Source organism: Kitasatospora fiedleri (assembly GCF_948472415.1).
Classification (GTDB): Bacteria; Actinomycetota; Actinomycetes; order Streptomycetales; family Streptomycetaceae; genus Kitasatospora; species Kitasatospora fiedleri.
In genome coordinates this window covers 1,271,000-1,286,076 of record NZ_OX419519.1, presented here as the reverse complement: position 1 = coordinate 1,286,076, position 15,077 = coordinate 1,271,000, and the positions used below count along the sequence as shown (strand labels likewise).

Below are 15,077 nucleotides of genomic sequence, written 5' to 3'. Positions count from 1 at the left end.
GGTACAGGTGCGGGAGTACGGGAGTACGGCGTGGATCAGCAGGACGGGTTCGGGATCGCGGACGCCACGGATGCCGTGGACGCCACGGGCGCGCGGGGCCGGGTCCTGGCCGCCCTCGCCGAGCGGCGGCGCACCGGCAGCCGTCCCGGCGGGCGGACCGACGGGCTGCGGATCGCGCTCGCCGTCGAGGGCGGCGGCATGCGCGGCATCATCTCCGGCGGCATGGCCCTGGCCCTCCACGAGGCCGGTCTCACCGGGGTGTTCGACGCCGTCTACGGGGCCTCCGCCGGGGCGCTGACCGGCGCCTGGCTGCTCAGCAGCGACCCCGGGCAACTCGCGGCTGGGCCGACGAGGAGTACGCCCGGGCGATGGTCCGGCCCGGCAACGTGCTGCGCGGCCGTCCCGTCGTCGACCTGCACAACCTGGTCGAGCACCTCTACGCGCACGTGGCCCGGATGGACTTCGACGCGATCCTCGCCAACCCCACCACCCTGCACCCGATCGCCACCCACACCGGCACCGGCGTCGCCACCGACCTCCACCCCCTGCTCACCGACCCGGCCCGGCTCCGCCTCGCCCTGCGGGCCAGCGCCGCCCTCCCGCTGCTCGCCGGACCGCCGGTGGAACTCGACGGCAGCCGCTACTACGACGCCGGGCTGGCCGAGTCCATCCCGTTCCGCACCGCGCTCGCCCAGGGCGCCACGCACGTCCTGGTGCTGCGCTCCCGGGCCCGGTCCCGGCGGCGACGGCGACGGCTGCGGCGGCGGCGGTGGCGGCCGGGCCCTCGCGCGGCTCCCGGATGGTCGCCCGGACGGTGCTGCGCCGCTACCCCGCGCCGCTGCGCGACTCCTACCTGGGGCGGGCCGAACGGCTGCTCGCCGACGAGGAGTTGCTCGGCCGCCACGACCTCGCCCCGCCCGCCGACGGCCCCGCCGTGCTCTCCGTCCGCCCCGGGCCGGAGGCCCCGAAGGTCGGACGGCTGACCCGGGACCCGGTGCTGCTGCGGGCCGCGATGGACGCCGGGCGGGTGGCGATGGACGAGCTGATCGCCCGGCTGTCCTGAGCCGCGCCGCAGTCGGGCCGTCGCCGGGCCGGGCAGGCTCGTGCCGGGCCGTGCCGGGCCCATGCCGTGTCGCGCGTTGTGTCGCTGCTGTCGCTGTCGCTGTCGCTGTCGCCGTCTCGCCGCTGCCGGGATCAGCCGGCCCGGCGGAGCAGGACGCCGCGGCTGCCCGGGGCGAGGGTGCGTTGGGTGGGGCGCGGGGCGGCCAGGTCGATCTCCTCCACCAGCAGCCAGCCCTGTTGGGCGGAGAGCCACGGGCGGAGTCGGCCGTCCAGGGCGGGCGGGGCCAGGGCGACGAACAGCAGGTCGGTGGGAGGGCGTGCAGGAGTTCCAGGTCCTGGCCGGCGTGCAGGGTGTCGATCAGCAGTACCGCGCCGAAGCGGCGGCGCACCGGTGGCGGGGCCGCCAGGTCGGCCCCGCTGAGCCGTAGTCGGGCCCGTCCGCGGAGTCGGTCCCAGAGTCGGGCCCGCAGGGCCGGGTCCGGTTCGGCGGCGTGCACGGTGTACCCGGCCCGCAGCAGCCGTCCGGTCAGCGCGCCGTCGCCGGCGCCGAGTTCGGCCAGCGCTCCGCTGCCCGGCGGCCGGTGGCGGGCGACCCAGGCGGCGGTGGCGTCCAGCCGTTCGGCCTCGTACTCGGAGGCCACCAGTGTCTCGGCCACGGTCACGTCCTGTCCCAGGGTTCCGAACGGCCGCGCGTGCGAACCGCTACGACCCTAGCCATCTGTTTCGTTCGTGGTCCATACCACCACGGCGAAAAGTTTACGGTTCACGGTCAATTCACAGACCGGGCGGGTGCGTTCCAGGTCGCGGACCGGGCGGCCGGGGGAGAAGGACGGAGCCCGGCAGGCCCTTTCGGGGGCGCTGGCGGGGCTCCTGGGCCGTGGACCGGCCGGGGTCAGTGCAGGTCGTCGAGGTCGCCGAGCTCCTCGAGGTCGAGCTCGAAGTCGTCGTCGTAGCGGTCGTCGCGCTCGGACTCGGGCTTGCGCTGCGGGGTGACGCGGCCCAACTGGAGGTTGGGGTACATGGCGGCGCCGAGGTCGTCGGCGATGATGCCGTCGGCGGAGGCGGTGTCCTCGGGGCCGCCCTCGGCGGTGCGGTTGGTGCGGCGCTGGGAGGAGCCGCGGATGCCGGAGCCGCCGACCGGGCCGTAGCCGCCGTGGCCCATGGCCGCCATGCCCATCATGCCGCCCGGCGGGACGCCGCGGCCGACGGAGTTGGTGGCGGTGGAGGGGGAGGAGCCGGAACCGGACCCGGAGCCGGAACCGCCGCTGCCCTCGCCGGACTTCTGGGTCTCGATCCGGGTGCCGCTGCTGCCCCGGCCGCTGTTGCCGAGGCTGCCGGCCGGCATCGAGAGCCGGGGGACGAAGGCGCCGCCGCCCTGACCGCCGGGGCCGCCGGTGCCCCCGCCCGCGCCGCTGCCGGACCCGGAACCGGACCCGCCGGACGCGCCGCCGCCGTGGCCGCCGGAGACGAGCGGCTCCTTGAGGCCGAGCGTGTTGAGGCCCGAGCCGCCGCTCCTGCCGCCGGCCGGCCCGGAGCCGATCGGACCGAGCTTGGGCATCAGGCCCGCGAACGCGGCGAGCCCCGCGTCGCCGCCGCCCAGGCGCGGGCCGTTCAGCGCGGGGGACGCGCCGGCGGAAGCGCCGTTGGTGGCCGTCGCGTTGGGGCTGAGCGGGTTGGCCGCGAGCGAGGTGAGGCTGTTCAGCACCGTGCGGTTGCTGTCCTCGTTCTCGTTGAGGTTGCCCGCCATCGTGTCCATCTTGTCCGCGGTGTCGCGGAACGAGGCGAGGATGCGCTTGAGGACGTCCTCGGCGATGGTCTGCAGCACCTTCTCGGCGGCCTCGATCACCAGCTTGCCGAACTTGTCGCCGGAGTCGCCCATCTTCAGGCTCTGCACGATCCGCTTGAAGCTGGTGCCGTGCGTCTCGATGTCGTCCGCGCCGCGGCGCAGGTCGGCCGCGCACTGGGCGAGTTGGGCCAGGTCGATGGAGAAGCCCTGCCCGTTGGAGTTGTTGGACGGGGTGGGCACGATCTTCTGCGCGGCCTTCTCGATCATGTCCTCGATCGGCCGGGTGACGGTCTGGGCGAGCTTGCCGACCGCCGCCTCCAGCAGCTGGTTCATGATCTCGCGGCCCATCCGCAGCACCGCCGCCGCACTCCACGGCCCGGTGGACGAGGCCGCCGCCAACTGGGCCTGGATGGAGAACAGTTGGGTGATGGACTGGGTCTTGGCCAGCTCGACCACCACGGCCGCCGCGCGCAGCACCTTGGACACCGTCTGGCAGGTCTCGACGATCACCTTGGAGTACTTGGTGATGGTGCTCCACAGCTCGGAGAGCTTGTCCGCCGATTCGCCCTGGTAGACCTCGTGCAGCATGGTGAGCGCCTTGTCCGCCGTCATCTGGGCGCTGTCCAGCGCTCCGGCGAACTTGTCCAACTGGTCGGCCAGTTGGTTGAGTTCGTCCTCGTTGGCGGCTGGGAAACGCACGCCCAGCAGCCCGATGATGTGGGTGAGCCCCGATGGTAGTTCCACAGCCATTGCCGCCCCCAGCTGCTGCCCGCGGTAAGTCCCTGATCGCGCAGTGCGACGATACACACAGCGGACGACATCGACTACCTGACCCGATCCCCACCCACACATTGTGAGCAAATCTGTACAACGTTACGGTGTGCGCCATGGCATGGGGATCATGGTGGCGCGGCCGGTCGGGCACCGGCCCGGACGCGTCCGGCAAGAGTACGGAACGACCGTCCGAGCAGGCGGTGTTGGGAGCGGTGGCGGACGAACTGTCCGCGCTGCACGGCGAGCAGTGGCGGGTCGAGGGCGAAGAGGTCCGCGGGCCGGGCGAGTTGGCGGTCCAGCTGGGCACCGCGCCGGACGACGACCCGGACCGGCTGGAACTGGTGTTCCTGGCCGACCGGGACCGCCCGGAGACCGCCGTCCGGGACCGGGTGCCCCGGATCGACGGCGGCGACCAGGACCCGGTCCGCCGGGGCGTCGAGGCGTGGGCGTCCACCACGGGCGCCGCGCTGATCGAACTCGTCGCCCACAACGGCCGGTTCGCCGGCCACCTCGACCCCTCCGACCCGGACGGCCTGCCCGGCTGGCACGCCATCCACGGCGGCGTGGTCGGCTGGGGCACCGGCCGGCACTTCCACGACGTGCAGGACTGGCTGGTCCGCAACCCCGTGCTGCCCGCCCTCGCCCCGGCCCTGGGCGGGGACCTCGGCCGGGACCAACTCGTCGGCGTGCAGGTGCACTTCGGCGGTAGCGGTGGCGGCAACGGCGGTGGCGGCGCCGGGCAGTCCGCCGAGGTGTGGGTGCACGGTGAACCGCACGCGGCCGCGTCCGCGGCCCTCGCCGGGCTGGACTGGCCCCGGGTCACCGAGGGCGACGCCTACGCCCGGACCTTCGTCCTGCTGGTGCGCCGGGCCGGGACCAGGCCCCCGGCGGACGTCCGGCTCCGGGCGGCCGGGCGCAGGTAGCCCGGGGCGCGGAGGACGCGTCGCGGCGGCGCCCCGGAAGTCTCCGGGGTGCCGCCGCGAGGTTCCGCAGGGGACTGACGGCCCGTCAGGAGGGCGGTGTCGCCGCCGGGTAGTGCCAGGTGCCGCCCGGGGCGCGGTGGTCCGGCAGCCAGGCGGCCAGCACCTGCGCGGACGGGTAGAACATCGGCTCGGGGAGCGCGTCCACCGGGAAGCGCTCCCAGCCGGCGCACGCGTGCGGTTCGGTGACCAGGGCCTCGGCCAGGCTCGGCGGGGCCAGGACCGCCGCCGTCACCCGGGTGCGGCCCAGCTCGTGATCGAGCAGCACCGCCAGCACCCGCATCTCCTCGGCGGGCAGCACGATCCCGGTCTCCTCGGCCAACTCCCGTGCGGCGGCGGCCTCGAAGGACTCCCCGGGGTGGTCCACCTTGCCGCCCGGCAGGCTCCAGGTCGGCGACTCCCCGGCGGTGGTGCGCCGCCCGATCAGCACCCGCCCGTCCCCGGTCGGCACGATCACGCCCGCGCCGACCAGCGGCGGCAGCGGGTGCGCGGCGGCCGGGAGCCGCGCGTCGAGGGGCCGGACGTCCGTCACCACTTGCCCTTCTGGTAGTCCTTCAGGAAGCAGCCGTAGAGGTCCTCGCCGAGTTCGCCGCGGACGATCGGGTCGTACACCCGGGCCGCGCCGTCCACCAGGTCGAGCGGGGCGTGGAAGCCCTCCTCGTGCAGGCGCATCTTCTCCGGGTGCGGGCGCTCGTCGGTGATCCAGCCGGTGTCCACCGCGGTCATCAGGATGCCGTCGGTCTCGAACATCTCCTGCGCGCTGGTGCGGGTCAGCATGTTCAGCGCGGCCTTCGCCATGTTGGTGTGCGGGTGGCCCGAGCCCTTGTAGCCGCGCTCGAAGACGCCCTCCATCGCCGAGACGTTGACCACGTACTTGCGGCGTGCCGAGGACGCGGCGAGCGCCGGGCGCAGCTGCGAGATCAGGATGAACGGGGCGGTGGAGTTGCACAGTTGCACCTCCAGCAGCTCGATCGGGCCGACCTCGGAGACGGTCTGCACCCAGCTGTTGGTGTCCGCCAGGTCCGGCACCAGGCCGCCCGCGTCGATCGCCGTCCCGGCCGCGATCCGCTCCGGCGAGGCCGAACCCGTCACCAGGGCCAGCGAGGTGACCTGCTCGGCACTGACCGACGGCTGCTCGCCGCCGCGCTGCCCCGGCAGCGCCGGCACGTCCACCGCGCCCGAGCCGAACCGGCCGATCACCGTGGACGCGGGCAGCGCCCCGGCCGGCAGCGGCGCCGACTCGGCCGCCACCAGCTCGCGGTACGCCCCGGGGAGCGGCGCACGGTCTGCGCCGCGTTGTTGATCAGGATGTCCAGCGGGCCGTCCGCGGCGACCTCGTCCGCCAGCGCCATCACCTGCGCCGGGTCGCGCAGGTCGATGCCGACGATCTTCAGGCGGTGGATCCACTCGGCGCTGTCCGGCATCGCGGTGAAGCGGCGGATCGCGTCGTTCGGGAAGCGGGTGGTGATGGTGGTGTGCGCGCCGTCGCGCAGCAGGCACAGCGCGATGTACATGCCGATCTTGGCGCGTCCGCCGGTCAGCAGCGCGCGCTTGCCGGTCAGATCGGTCCGGGCGTGCCGGCGCGAGCGGTTCAGCGCGGCGCAGGAGCGGCACAGCTGGTGGTAGAACGCGTCCACCTCCACGTACCGCTGCTTGCAGGTGTAGCAGGAGCGCGGGCGCTCCAGGATGCCGGCCAGCTCGGTGGTGGTCTCGGTGCTCAGCCCGAACGCGCCCGCCGTCTCGTCGTCGATCCGCCCCGGCGCGCCCGTCGCGGTCTTCGCCGTCACCGCGCGGTCGTTGGCGGTCTTGCGGGCCCGGGTCTCCTGCCGGCGGCGCTGCTTGAGGGTGCGGAACAGGCCGCCGACCGCCAGCCGGACCCGGATCGCGTCCGGGTGGTCGACGTGGATCTCGTCCAGCTCGGCGAGCACGCTCAGGCACAGCTCCAGGCGTTCGGGTCGATGCCCTTGCCGTAGTCGGTGTCGTCCTCGACCGGGGCGCTGCCCGGGCCGCTCTGCTGGTTCGTCACTGCCGATGCTTCCTCGTCGCCCCATCCGTACCGCCGAACTCTACGGAGCGGCCCCCGCCGGGGCGAAGCCTGTGACCTGCCGCACTCCCGGGCCGGTGGCCCGCGGCCCTCCCGGACACGTGACCTGCCGCACTCCCGGGCCGGCGGCCCGCGGCCCTTCCGGACATGTGACCTGCCGCACTTCCCGGTCGCCGGCCCGCTGCGTTCCCCGGCGGGTCCGGTCAACCGCCGCCCAGCGACCAGGCGATGACCGACAGCGTCAGCATCGACAGCACCGTCGACGCCAGCACCGCCGAGCGGGCCAGCACCGGAGCCGCCCCGTACAGCCGCGCGTACACGTACACGTTCTGCGCGGTCGGCAGCGCCGACAGCAGCACCGCCGCCCGCAGCTGCGGCCCCCGCAGGTGCAGCAGCAGCGCGCCCACCGCCAGCGCGGCCAGCGGCTGCCCGACCGTCTTCACCAGCACCGCGAGACCCAGCTCACCCCGGTCCGGGCGCTGCGCCGCCGCGCCCGGCGGGGTGCGCAGCGACAGTCCGAGGGTGACCAGGGCGGTCGGGACGGCCGCCGCGCCCAGCAGGTCCGCCGAGTGCGCCAGCGGCCCCGGCAGCCGCCAGCCCGCCGCGGAGAACAGCGCGCCCAGGCCCGCGCCGAGGATCACCGGGTTGCGCAGCGGCAGCAGCGCCAGGCGCCGCAGCCGCGCGGCGGGGCGGGAGGTGGGGCGGGAAGTGGGGCGGTCGGCGGGAGAAGGGGAGGAAGAGGGAGCGGGGGTGGTCGCGTCCAGCACGGTCAGCATCAGCGGGGTGACCAGCAGCACCTGGAACAGCAGCACCGGCGCCGCGTACGAGGCGTCGCCGAGGACCTGCGCGGCGACCGGGATGCCGAGGTTGCCCGAGTTCACGTAGCCCGCCGCCATCACCGCCACCGTCCGTTCGGCCGGGGTCCGGGGCAGCCGCCGCAGCCGCCGTCCGACGGGCAGGCCCAGCAGGGAGGCGATCAGCGTCCCGGCGGCGAACGCCAGTACCCAGCGGTCGGCGAAGGAGGCCAGGTCGGTGCGGGCCACCACGGTGAAGAGCGCGGCCGGCATCGAGACGTGGAACACGAACCGCCCGAGCACCGCCTCCGCGTCCGCCCCCAGCAGCCCCGTCCGCCCGGCCAGCCACCCGGCCGCCGTCAGCACCCAGATCGGCGCGAACGCCGAGACCAACGCCTCCACCCTGACCTCCCGCCGCAGTCAACCAGGCCCGCCCGGGCCCGGGGCCGGTGGGGGGGGGGTGGGGCCGGGCGAAGGGGGCGAGGGGAGTGCGGGGGCGTGAGCCGGGTCACGGGGTGGGCGGTTCCGGTGGTCGGGCGGATGCGGTGGGTGGTCGGGGGGAGAGCGGCGTCACAGGGCGGGGCGGTGGTCGGGGTCACACGGGGGGTGGGGACGCGGAACGGGGGCGGAGGGGGCGGAACCCTTGGCGGGACTGGGTCCGGGCCCAAATTCCCGGTGTCGGGGGAGGTTGGGCGGTGCTGTGACCTTCTTCATAGGCGGGGTGGAATACCGGGGGTCGGCGTGGGTGAACTCCCTTGGAGCGTAAGGGAATTCGAGTTGTGGAGGAGTTGTGTAGGTCCCATTTGGGGGTATTTGCCGCCCGGTTGGGGCTCCGGCAGTCTCGTGGTTGTGCCCCGAGCCGATCCGAGTGCTCACGGGGCTTCATGACGCAGCGGACCGCGAGACCAGCGCGGCGCGGCGTCCCCGGTGAGCAGGAGCCGCCGGGCCGGCCGTCCCGGGCCGAGGAACCCGCACCGAGCGGGGACCACGCATGTCCGCCCGGGCCCGGCATGACCTGGAACCGACTCTCGGAGGTACCCGAAACATGCGACGCATCAAGCACAACCTCGGCCGATTGCCCCAGGTGCGGATGGGCCACCACCGCATGCCCGACGCCGTCCTCGGCATCGGACTGGCCGGCGCCATCGCCGTGGGCACGCTGCTGCCCGTCACCCAGGCGTTCGCCGGACCCGCGTCCCACCGCACCGACGCCGCCGCGGTCACCGCCGCGGACACCCAGGACGCGAACCGCGACGGCGGCCAGGCCGCCTCCCGCAGCGAGGCGCGCGAGCCGGTCCAGCAGGACCAGCCGGCCGCCGACCAGCCGGCCGCGGACCAGGCCAAGCAGGCCGCGGACCAGCAGGCCGCCGAGCAGGCCGCCCAGCAGCAGGCCGCGGACCAGGCCAAGCAGGCCGCGGACCAGCAGGCCGCCGAGCAGGCCGCCCAGCAGCAGGCCGCCGAGCAGGCCAAGCAGGCCGCGGACCAGCAGGCCGCCGAGCAGGCCGCCGCCGCCGCGAAGAAGACCTACCCGAACAACCTGGACGGCTGGATCCAGGAGGCCCGCGACGTCCTGGCCGCCAACGGCCAGCACGTCCCGTCCGCGAAGGCGATGCGCGCCGCCGCGATCGCCGAGTCCTCCGGCAACCCGAACGCCCAGAACAACTGGGACTCGAACGCCAAGAAGGGCACCCCGTCGATCGGCCTGACCCAGGTGATCATGCCGACCTTCAAGGTGTACGCGCTGCCCGGCCACACGGACATCCGCAACCCCGTCGACAACCTGATCGCCAGCTCCCGCTACTGCGACGCCCGCTACGGCAACATGGACAACATGGCCGCCGCCCGCGGCTACGGCGCCAACTGGCGCGGCTACTAGGAACCGCCCACCAGCGCGGAACCGCCTCTCGGCCCCCTCGGTGCACCGCACCGCAGGGGGCCGCGGCATGCCCGCGGCGGGCGGGGGGCCGGTGGCGTCGCGCTCAGCGCACCTGCTGCGAGGTGCCGGTCGCCGCCGAGCGCTCGATCGCGGCGAGGAGGCGGTGGTGGGCCGCCGCGGTGTGGAAGTCCGGGCAGGGGGTGCGGCCCCGGGCGATCGCCTCGGCGACCTCCTGGTAGACGGCCGCGACGTTGGCGACCGGTCCGGCGGCGGGGTCGAAGGGGACGGTCCGGTAGCGGGCGGGGACCGGCACCGGTTCGCCGTCGATCCGGATGTCCCAGTCCGTCCAGTGCATGTACGTGCCGGGGCGGGGCGGGACGGCGGTCAGCGTGCCGTCGGAGCCGACCAGCTTGATCAGGAATCCGTCCGGGCTGCCGCTGCCGCCGTGCACGGTGACGGACGCGGCGGCGCCGTTCTCCAGCGTGCCCAGGAGCAGCACCTGGGAGGGCACCCCGTTGCGGACCGTCCGCCCGGTGCCGGTGACCTCGACGCGGTCGCGGGACCGGGGCAGCCTCGCGGAGACCTCGACCAGCGGGCCCGCGACCCGGTGCAGGGTGGCCAGGAAGTGGCCGGCCATGACGGTCAGCAGCGAGGTGCCCGCGGCGGGATCGGTGGACCACTCCAGTTCCGGCGCGATCCGGGGCCCGCCCAGCGGATCGCCTGCGGCGACCAGGACGGCGGACTCCAGGCGGCCGATCGTCCCGGCGGCCAGCAGGTCGGCCACGTACCGGGCGTCCGGCGACCGGTGCCCCTGCAGGTTCACGGCGTGGACGACGCCCGCCGCGTCGGCCGCCCGGGCGAGTTCCTCCGCCTCCGGGGCGTCCACGCCCAGCGGCCACTCGGAGAGCACGTGCTTGCCCGCCGCCAGCGCGGCCCGGATCGCCGCCGCGTGCCCGGACGCCTTGACCGACACCACGACCAGGTCCACCTCGGGACGGGCGGCGAGCGCCTCGGCGCCGACGAGGGCCAGCGGGACGCCGTGGGCGGCCGCCACCCGGTCGGCACCGGCCTGCCCGGTCGTCGCGACCGCGGTCACCTCGAAGTCCGCGAGCCCGGCGAGTGCGGGCAGGTGCGAGGCGGCGGCCCAGCCGCTCGCTCCGACGATTCCGACCCTGATCACGCGTCCTCCCCGAGGGCCCGTCCTGCCTGGTTTCTAACCGATCGGTTAGAAACTAGGCGAGCGGGCGCGCGAATTCAAGGGGGTCGAGGGAGTACCGTGCCGGGAGGCCGGAAATCGGAGGAGGTACGGCATGCCAGGCGGTCGCCCGCGCGCCTTCGACCCGCGGACCGCGCTCGACCGGGCGCTCGAGCTCTTCTGGCGGCAGGGCTACGAGGGGACGTCCCTGTCGGACCTGACCGCGGCGATGGGCATCAACCGCAACAGCCTCTACGCGACGTTCGGCAACAAGGAGGAGCTGTTCCGCAAGGCGCTCGACCGCTACTTCACCGGCCCCGGCGCCTTCGCCGCCGAGGCGCTGGAGGAACCCACCGCGCGAGCCGTCGTCGAGCGGATGCTGCTCGGGGCCGTCGAGCTGACCGGCGGGACGCACGCGCCGCCCGGGTGCCTGAGCGTCAACAGCGTGCACGCCTGCGGCCCGGACTCCCGGGCGGTCCGCGAGGAGGTGATCGCCCGGCGGATGGCCGGCGAAGCCGCCCTGCGCCGGCGCTTCGAGCGGGCCCCCGACCTGACGGCGGGCTGCGACCCCGGCGTCCTGGCCCGGCTGGTCCACACCGTCACCGACGGCATCGCCGTCCAGGCGGCGAGCGGTCACACCCGCGAGCAGGTGCGGCAGGTGGCCGACCTGGCGCTGCGCACGCTGTTCCCGTCGGCGGACTGAGCCGAACCGGGGCGGCCGGGGGCGGCCGGGCGGGGCCGGGTGGTGGGGCTTTGGAGGTTCGTACGAGGGGGTTCCGGGATCGGGGGCGTCCGGTTGTGGTGATCTTCAGGATTCGGGCGTGGGCTGGCTCGGGGCGGGGGAATCAATGAGAATCGAACGTTGGGTGTGCGCGGCTCGGTCGCGCGGCGCCGTAACGTTTCTCCCCAGCCAGAGAGCCCCTTCATGCGCTTCCTGAACGACCTCAAGCCCGCGTACGACCTCACGTACGACGACGTCTTCATGGTCCCCAGCCGTTCCGCGGTGGGCTCCCGGCAGGGTGTCGATCTCTCCTCGAACGACGGGACGGGAACCACCATCCCGCTGGTGGTGGCGAACATGACCGCGATCGCCGGGCGGCGGATGGCGGAGACGGTGGCCCGGCGCGGCGGGCTGGTGGCGATCCCGCAGGACATCCCGATCGACGTGGTGTCCGAGGTGATCGGCTGGGTCAAGCAGCGGCACCTGGTGCACGACACCGCGCTGACGCTGAACCCCGGCGACACCGTCGCGGACGCGCTCTCGCTGCTGCCCAAGCGCGCGCACGGCGCGCTGGTGGTGGTCGAGGGCGGCAAGCCCGTCGGCGTGGTGACGGAGAGCGACTGCCAGGGCGTGGACCGCTTCACCAGCCTCTCCGAGGTGATGTCGCGCGACCTGCTGCTGCTGGACCGGGACATCGACCCGCGCACGGCGTTCGACCGGCTGAACGAGGCGCACCGCAAGCTCGCCCCGGTGGTCGCCGAGGACGGCACCCTGGTCGGCCTCCTGACCCGGAAGAACGCACTGCGCGCCACCCTCTACACCCCCGCGGTGGACGGCGCGGGCCGCCTGCGGATCGCCGCGACCGTCGGCATCAACGGCGACGTGGCCGGCCGGGCCAAGGCGCTGCTGGAGGCCGGGGCGGACGTGCTGGTGGTCGACACCGCGCACGGCCACCAGGAGTCGATGATCAGCGCGCTGCGCGCGGTGCGCGGGCTGGACCCGCAGGTACCGATCGTCGCGGGCAACGTGGTCTCGGCGGACGGCGTGCGGGACCTGGTCGAGGCGGGCGCGGACATCCTCAAGGTCGGCGTCGGCCCCGGCGCGATGTGCACCACCCGGATGATGACCGGCGTCGGCCGGCCGCAGTTCTCCGCCGTGCTGGAGTGCGCCGCCGAGGCGCGCCGGCTGGGCAGGCACGTCTGGGCGGACGGCGGCGTGCGCCACCCGCGCGACGTGGCGATGGCGCTGGCCGCCGGCGCGTCCAACGTGATGGTCGGCTCCTGGTTCGCGGGCACCCTGGAGTCGCCGGGCGACCTCCAGACCACCGCGGACGGCCGCCAGTACAAGGAGAGCTTCGGCATGGCCTCGGCCCGGGCCGTGCGCAACCGCACCTCCGAGGAGTCGGCGTACGACCGGGCCCGCAAGGCCCTCTTCGAGGAGGGCATCTCCACCTCGCGGATGTTCATCGACCCGGCCCGCCCGGGCGTCGAGGACCTGATCGACTCGATCGTCGCGGGCGTCCGCTCCTCCTGCACCTACGCGGGCGCGGCGAGCCTGGAGGAGTTCCACGAGAAGGCGATCGTCGGCCTCCAGAGCGCGGCCGGCTACGCCGAGGGCAAGCCGCTGCACTCCAGCTGGGCCTGAGCGGTCGGTGGTCGGTAGTCGGCGGTAGCCGGGAGAAGAGAGGGGCCGGGCACTCCGGGGGAGTGCCCGGCCCCTTCCGCGCGCCCGCCCGGCCCGGAGGTCAGAAGGCGTAGCCGCCGTGCTCGTCCCACGGGACGTCGAGGTCGTCCAGGTGCACGTGCCACCGCGCCCCGGGCAGGGCGCGGCGCAGGGCGGTCACCGCCGCCAGGACGTGGGTGATCACCGGCAGCGCCCGGTCCGGGTCGAGCGGCAGCTTGGTGGAGCCCGCCACGATCCGCTCCGGCTCGCCGCCGCCGTCCTCGTGCAGGTCGTACAGGTACAGGCTCTCCTCGTCCCGGTACGGGAAGGACGCCAGGTGGGCGGCGGCGACGCGGGCGACCGCGGACGCCTCGGCCGCGGTCAGCGGCAGCGCACGGTCCGCGGAGTAGTAGAGGGAGACGCTCATGGCCGGAGCGTACGGGCGCGGTACGACAGCGCCACCGGGCCCGCGCCGCCTCCTCCGCGGGCCGGTCAGCGGTCGCGGTGCGCCGTCCGGGAGCGTGCCGCGAGGCCGTGCGGCGGCTCCCGGCGGACGGTGACGGTGCTGACCGCCGTCCCGTCGGAGGAGTGGACGTGGACCCAGCCCCGGGCGAAGTCCCACAGGTCGTCGTGCGGGCCGCGCTCGGTGGGCGCCCCGAGCGGCAGGTCCGCGCGGGTGGGCTCGCCCGGCATCCCGTCGACGAAGGCCGCGAAGCGCTCGCTCCGGTGGCCGCGGCCGCCGATCCCGACCTCGGTGACGGCGCCGCGCCGGAGCGTCAGGTGCACCCCGGGGAGGCCGCGCACGTGGGCGACGAGCGGGTGCGCCTCCGGGTGGCCCAGGACGTCGAGGAACAGCGTGAACTCGCCGGAACGCCAACGGTGGACGCCGGGCGGGGCGCTGGTCCCGCGCAGGACCGCCGTCACCGCGTCCGCGGTATCGGCCGCGTATTCGAGGTGCTCGACGGGCTCGACGTGCTCGACGTGCTCGACGTACTCGACCAGGAGGTCGCGGGTGCCGTAGCGGTACAGGTCGGTGCCCCCGCCGGTCGCCGACGGCGCGCCGAGCGCGCGGTGGAAGTCCGCGCGGGTGGGCCGCCGGGCCACCCCGGGGAGCAGGTCGGGCGCGTGCCGGTAGGCCGGGCCGGAGGCGTCCGGGCGGAACCGGACCCGGGCGCTCAGGACCCGGCCCTCCTCGACCTGCACCTCGACGCCGCCGTCGAACGCGAGCAGCCGCCGGGGGGAGCCGGAGGACGCCGCCCACCGGCGGCCCGTACCGCCGGCCAGCCGCGCCACCTCCCGGAAGGCCGCGCCCGCCTCGGGCTCCCCGAGCACGGCGAGGAAGGCGCGGACCGGACCCTCCGGCAGCGGCCGCGGGGCCGGGCGCTCCAGGGCGATCTCGACCAGCCCGCCGTCGGCGTACCCGAGCCGCACCCGGTCGCCCTCGACGGCGTACACGTCGCCGCCCGCCTCCACCGGATCGCCCAGGACCGCCCGGGCCCGGGCGCGGTCGCTGCCCGGGGCCAGCCCGCCGATCAGCGCGGCCGGGCGGGGGTGGGCGCCGTCGCCGACCAGCCGGAACACCCGGTCGGCGGCGCCGTTCGGGCCGGCGGCGAGGCTTCGGGACACTTCGGCCCGGGCGCTGTCCGCGGGTTCGTCCCACGCGTCGACATGCCACCAGAGTTCGCCCTCGAACCGGGGAGGCAGCATGCGGGCCCGGCACGGGGACCACCGCTCCGGGTACCAGGACCCGCCGCCCGGGTGGAACAGCAGCAGGTCGTCGTGCTCGCCCCGCCAGCACTCGCCCTCGAACGGCCCCAGCCCCGCACCGGCGAGCGCCGCGGCGTACTGCTCCTCCGTCAGCGCGAACAGGGCGTCGGCGGAGCCGTGGCCGACCTGCTGGTCGACGCCGATCCAGGCCCGGCCCGTCGACACCTCGACGCCGAGGCTCGGCCGGCGGGCGACCTGCACGAAGTGCCGCGGGTCGGGGCCACGGCGCTTCGACCCCGGCTGGTCCTTCGTGCGCTTCGCCATGGCTGTTCCGTCCCGTGTTCGTGTCCGTGTCCGTGCTCGTGCCCGTGCCCGTGTCCGCTCTCGTCCGGAGGCCGTTCCGGCGTCCGTCCCGTCCCGTCCGTCCCGCCGGTGGAACCATCATCGGGCACCGGTCCGTCAGGCCCCGGAGCGCG

The 15,077-nt window shown here is 75.1% G+C and carries 11 protein-coding genes and 2 pseudogenes; 6 read left to right on the top strand and 7 right to left on the bottom strand.

Features of this window, described 5'->3' with window-relative positions:
• Window positions 1-198 precede the first annotated feature (198 nt).
• Together QMQ26_RS06260 and QMQ26_RS06255 are read left to right on the top strand one after the other, a co-directional pair.
• Window positions 199-983 (top strand): annotated as a pseudogene (locus tag QMQ26_RS06260) (patatin-like phospholipase family protein).
• Window positions 935-1,063 carry a hypothetical protein gene (locus QMQ26_RS06255; protein WP_282205048.1) on the top strand — a complete coding sequence of 43 codons (129 nt, stop codon included), beginning with the start codon at window positions 935-937 and terminating at the stop codon, window positions 1,061-1,063. Before QMQ26_RS06260 ends, QMQ26_RS06255 begins: the two are co-directional and overlap by 49 nt.
• Window positions 1,064-1,954: 891 nt before the next feature.
• Here the strand turns inward: QMQ26_RS06255 and QMQ26_RS06250 are convergent.
• Window positions 1,955-3,547 carry a WXG100-like domain-containing protein gene (locus QMQ26_RS06250; protein WP_282205047.1) on the bottom strand — a complete coding sequence of 531 codons (1,593 nt, stop codon included), beginning with the start codon at window positions 3,545-3,547 and terminating at the stop codon, window positions 1,955-1,957.
• A gap of 188 nt (window positions 3,548-3,735) precedes the next feature.
• Between QMQ26_RS06250 and QMQ26_RS06245 the strand changes: the two genes are divergently transcribed.
• Window positions 3,736-4,545, top strand: a complete 810-nt coding sequence (locus QMQ26_RS06245; protein ID WP_282205046.1) for a DUF6348 family protein — start codon at window positions 3,736-3,738, stop codon at window positions 4,543-4,545.
• Between the two features lie 85 nt (window positions 4,546-4,630).
• On the opposite strand, the gene QMQ26_RS06240 is transcribed toward QMQ26_RS06245, so the two are convergent.
• The 3 genes and pseudogenes from QMQ26_RS06240 to QMQ26_RS06230 all read right to left on the bottom strand — a co-directional run bounded on the left by QMQ26_RS06240 (window position 4,631) and on the right by QMQ26_RS06230 (window position 7,842).
• Window positions 4,631-5,134 (bottom strand): nucleotide triphosphate diphosphatase NUDT15, encoded by a 504-nt coding sequence (locus QMQ26_RS06240; protein ID WP_282205045.1) that lies wholly within the window; start codon window positions 5,132-5,134, stop codon window positions 4,631-4,633.
• Window positions 5,131-6,628, bottom strand: a pseudogene (locus QMQ26_RS06235) (SDR family NAD(P)-dependent oxidoreductase). The gene QMQ26_RS06240 and the pseudogene QMQ26_RS06235 overlap by 4 nt, the downstream one beginning before the upstream one ends.
• A 221-nt stretch (window positions 6,629-6,849) precedes the next feature.
• Complete coding sequence (locus QMQ26_RS06230) at window positions 6,850-7,842, bottom strand: AEC family transporter (protein WP_282205044.1); 993 nt, start codon at window positions 7,840-7,842, stop codon at window positions 6,850-6,852.
• Window positions 7,843-8,485: 643 nt separating this feature from the next.
• Here QMQ26_RS06230 and QMQ26_RS06225 point away from each other — a divergent pair.
• Window positions 8,486-9,316, top strand: coding sequence for a transglycosylase SLT domain-containing protein (locus QMQ26_RS06225; RefSeq protein ID WP_282205043.1), 831 nt, complete (start codon window positions 8,486-8,488; stop codon window positions 9,314-9,316).
• A gap of 103 nt (window positions 9,317-9,419) precedes the next feature.
• On the opposite strand, the gene QMQ26_RS06220 is transcribed toward QMQ26_RS06225, so the two are convergent.
• Window positions 9,420-10,496 carry a Gfo/Idh/MocA family protein gene (locus QMQ26_RS06220; RefSeq protein ID WP_282205042.1) on the bottom strand — a complete coding sequence of 359 codons (1,077 nt, stop codon included), beginning with the start codon at window positions 10,494-10,496 and terminating at the stop codon, window positions 9,420-9,422.
• 130 nt (window positions 10,497-10,626) lie between these two features.
• Between QMQ26_RS06220 and QMQ26_RS06215 the strand changes: the two genes are divergently transcribed.
• Entirely contained in the window at window positions 10,627-11,214 is a 588-nt protein-coding gene (locus tag QMQ26_RS06215) for a TetR/AcrR family transcriptional regulator (RefSeq protein WP_282205041.1), read from the top strand.
• Between the two features lie 222 nt (window positions 11,215-11,436).
• Window positions 11,437-12,876 carry a GuaB1 family IMP dehydrogenase-related protein gene (locus tag QMQ26_RS06210; RefSeq protein ID WP_100835219.1) on the top strand — a complete coding sequence of 480 codons (1,440 nt, stop codon included), beginning with the start codon at window positions 11,437-11,439 and terminating at the stop codon, window positions 12,874-12,876.
• 100 nt (window positions 12,877-12,976) lie between these two features.
• Here the strand turns inward: QMQ26_RS06210 and QMQ26_RS06205 are convergent, their stop codons facing one another.
• Window positions 12,977-13,321, bottom strand: a complete 345-nt coding sequence (locus QMQ26_RS06205; RefSeq protein WP_282205040.1) for a hypothetical protein — start codon at window positions 13,319-13,321, stop codon at window positions 12,977-12,979.
• Between the two features lie 65 nt (window positions 13,322-13,386).
• A complete protein-coding gene (locus QMQ26_RS06200) occupies window positions 13,387-14,925 on the bottom strand; it encodes a hypothetical protein (RefSeq protein WP_282205039.1) in 1,539 nt (512 codons plus the stop codon).
• Window positions 14,926-15,077: the final 152 nt, after the last annotated feature.

Excerpts from the sequence above, each read along its gene's own strand:
- QMQ26_RS06245 (WP_282205046.1), top strand. The coding sequence starts at position 3,736 with ATGGCATGGGGATCATGGTGGCGCGGCCGGTCGGGCACCGGCCCGGAC.
- QMQ26_RS06225 (WP_282205043.1), top strand. The coding sequence starts at position 8,486 with ATGCGACGCATCAAGCACAACCTCGGCCGATTGCCCCAGGTGCGGATG.
- QMQ26_RS06215 (WP_282205041.1), top strand. The coding sequence starts at position 10,627 with ATGCCAGGCGGTCGCCCGCGCGCCTTCGACCCGCGGACCGCGCTCGAC.
- QMQ26_RS06210 (WP_100835219.1), top strand. The coding sequence starts at position 11,437 with ATGCGCTTCCTGAACGACCTCAAGCCCGCGTACGACCTCACGTACGAC.
- QMQ26_RS06205 (WP_282205040.1), bottom strand. The coding sequence starts at position 13,321 with ATGAGCGTCTCCCTCTACTACTCCGCGGACCGTGCGCTGCCGCTGACC.
- QMQ26_RS06200 (WP_282205039.1), bottom strand. The coding sequence starts at position 14,925 with ATGGCGAAGCGCACGAAGGACCAGCCGGGGTCGAAGCGCCGTGGCCCC.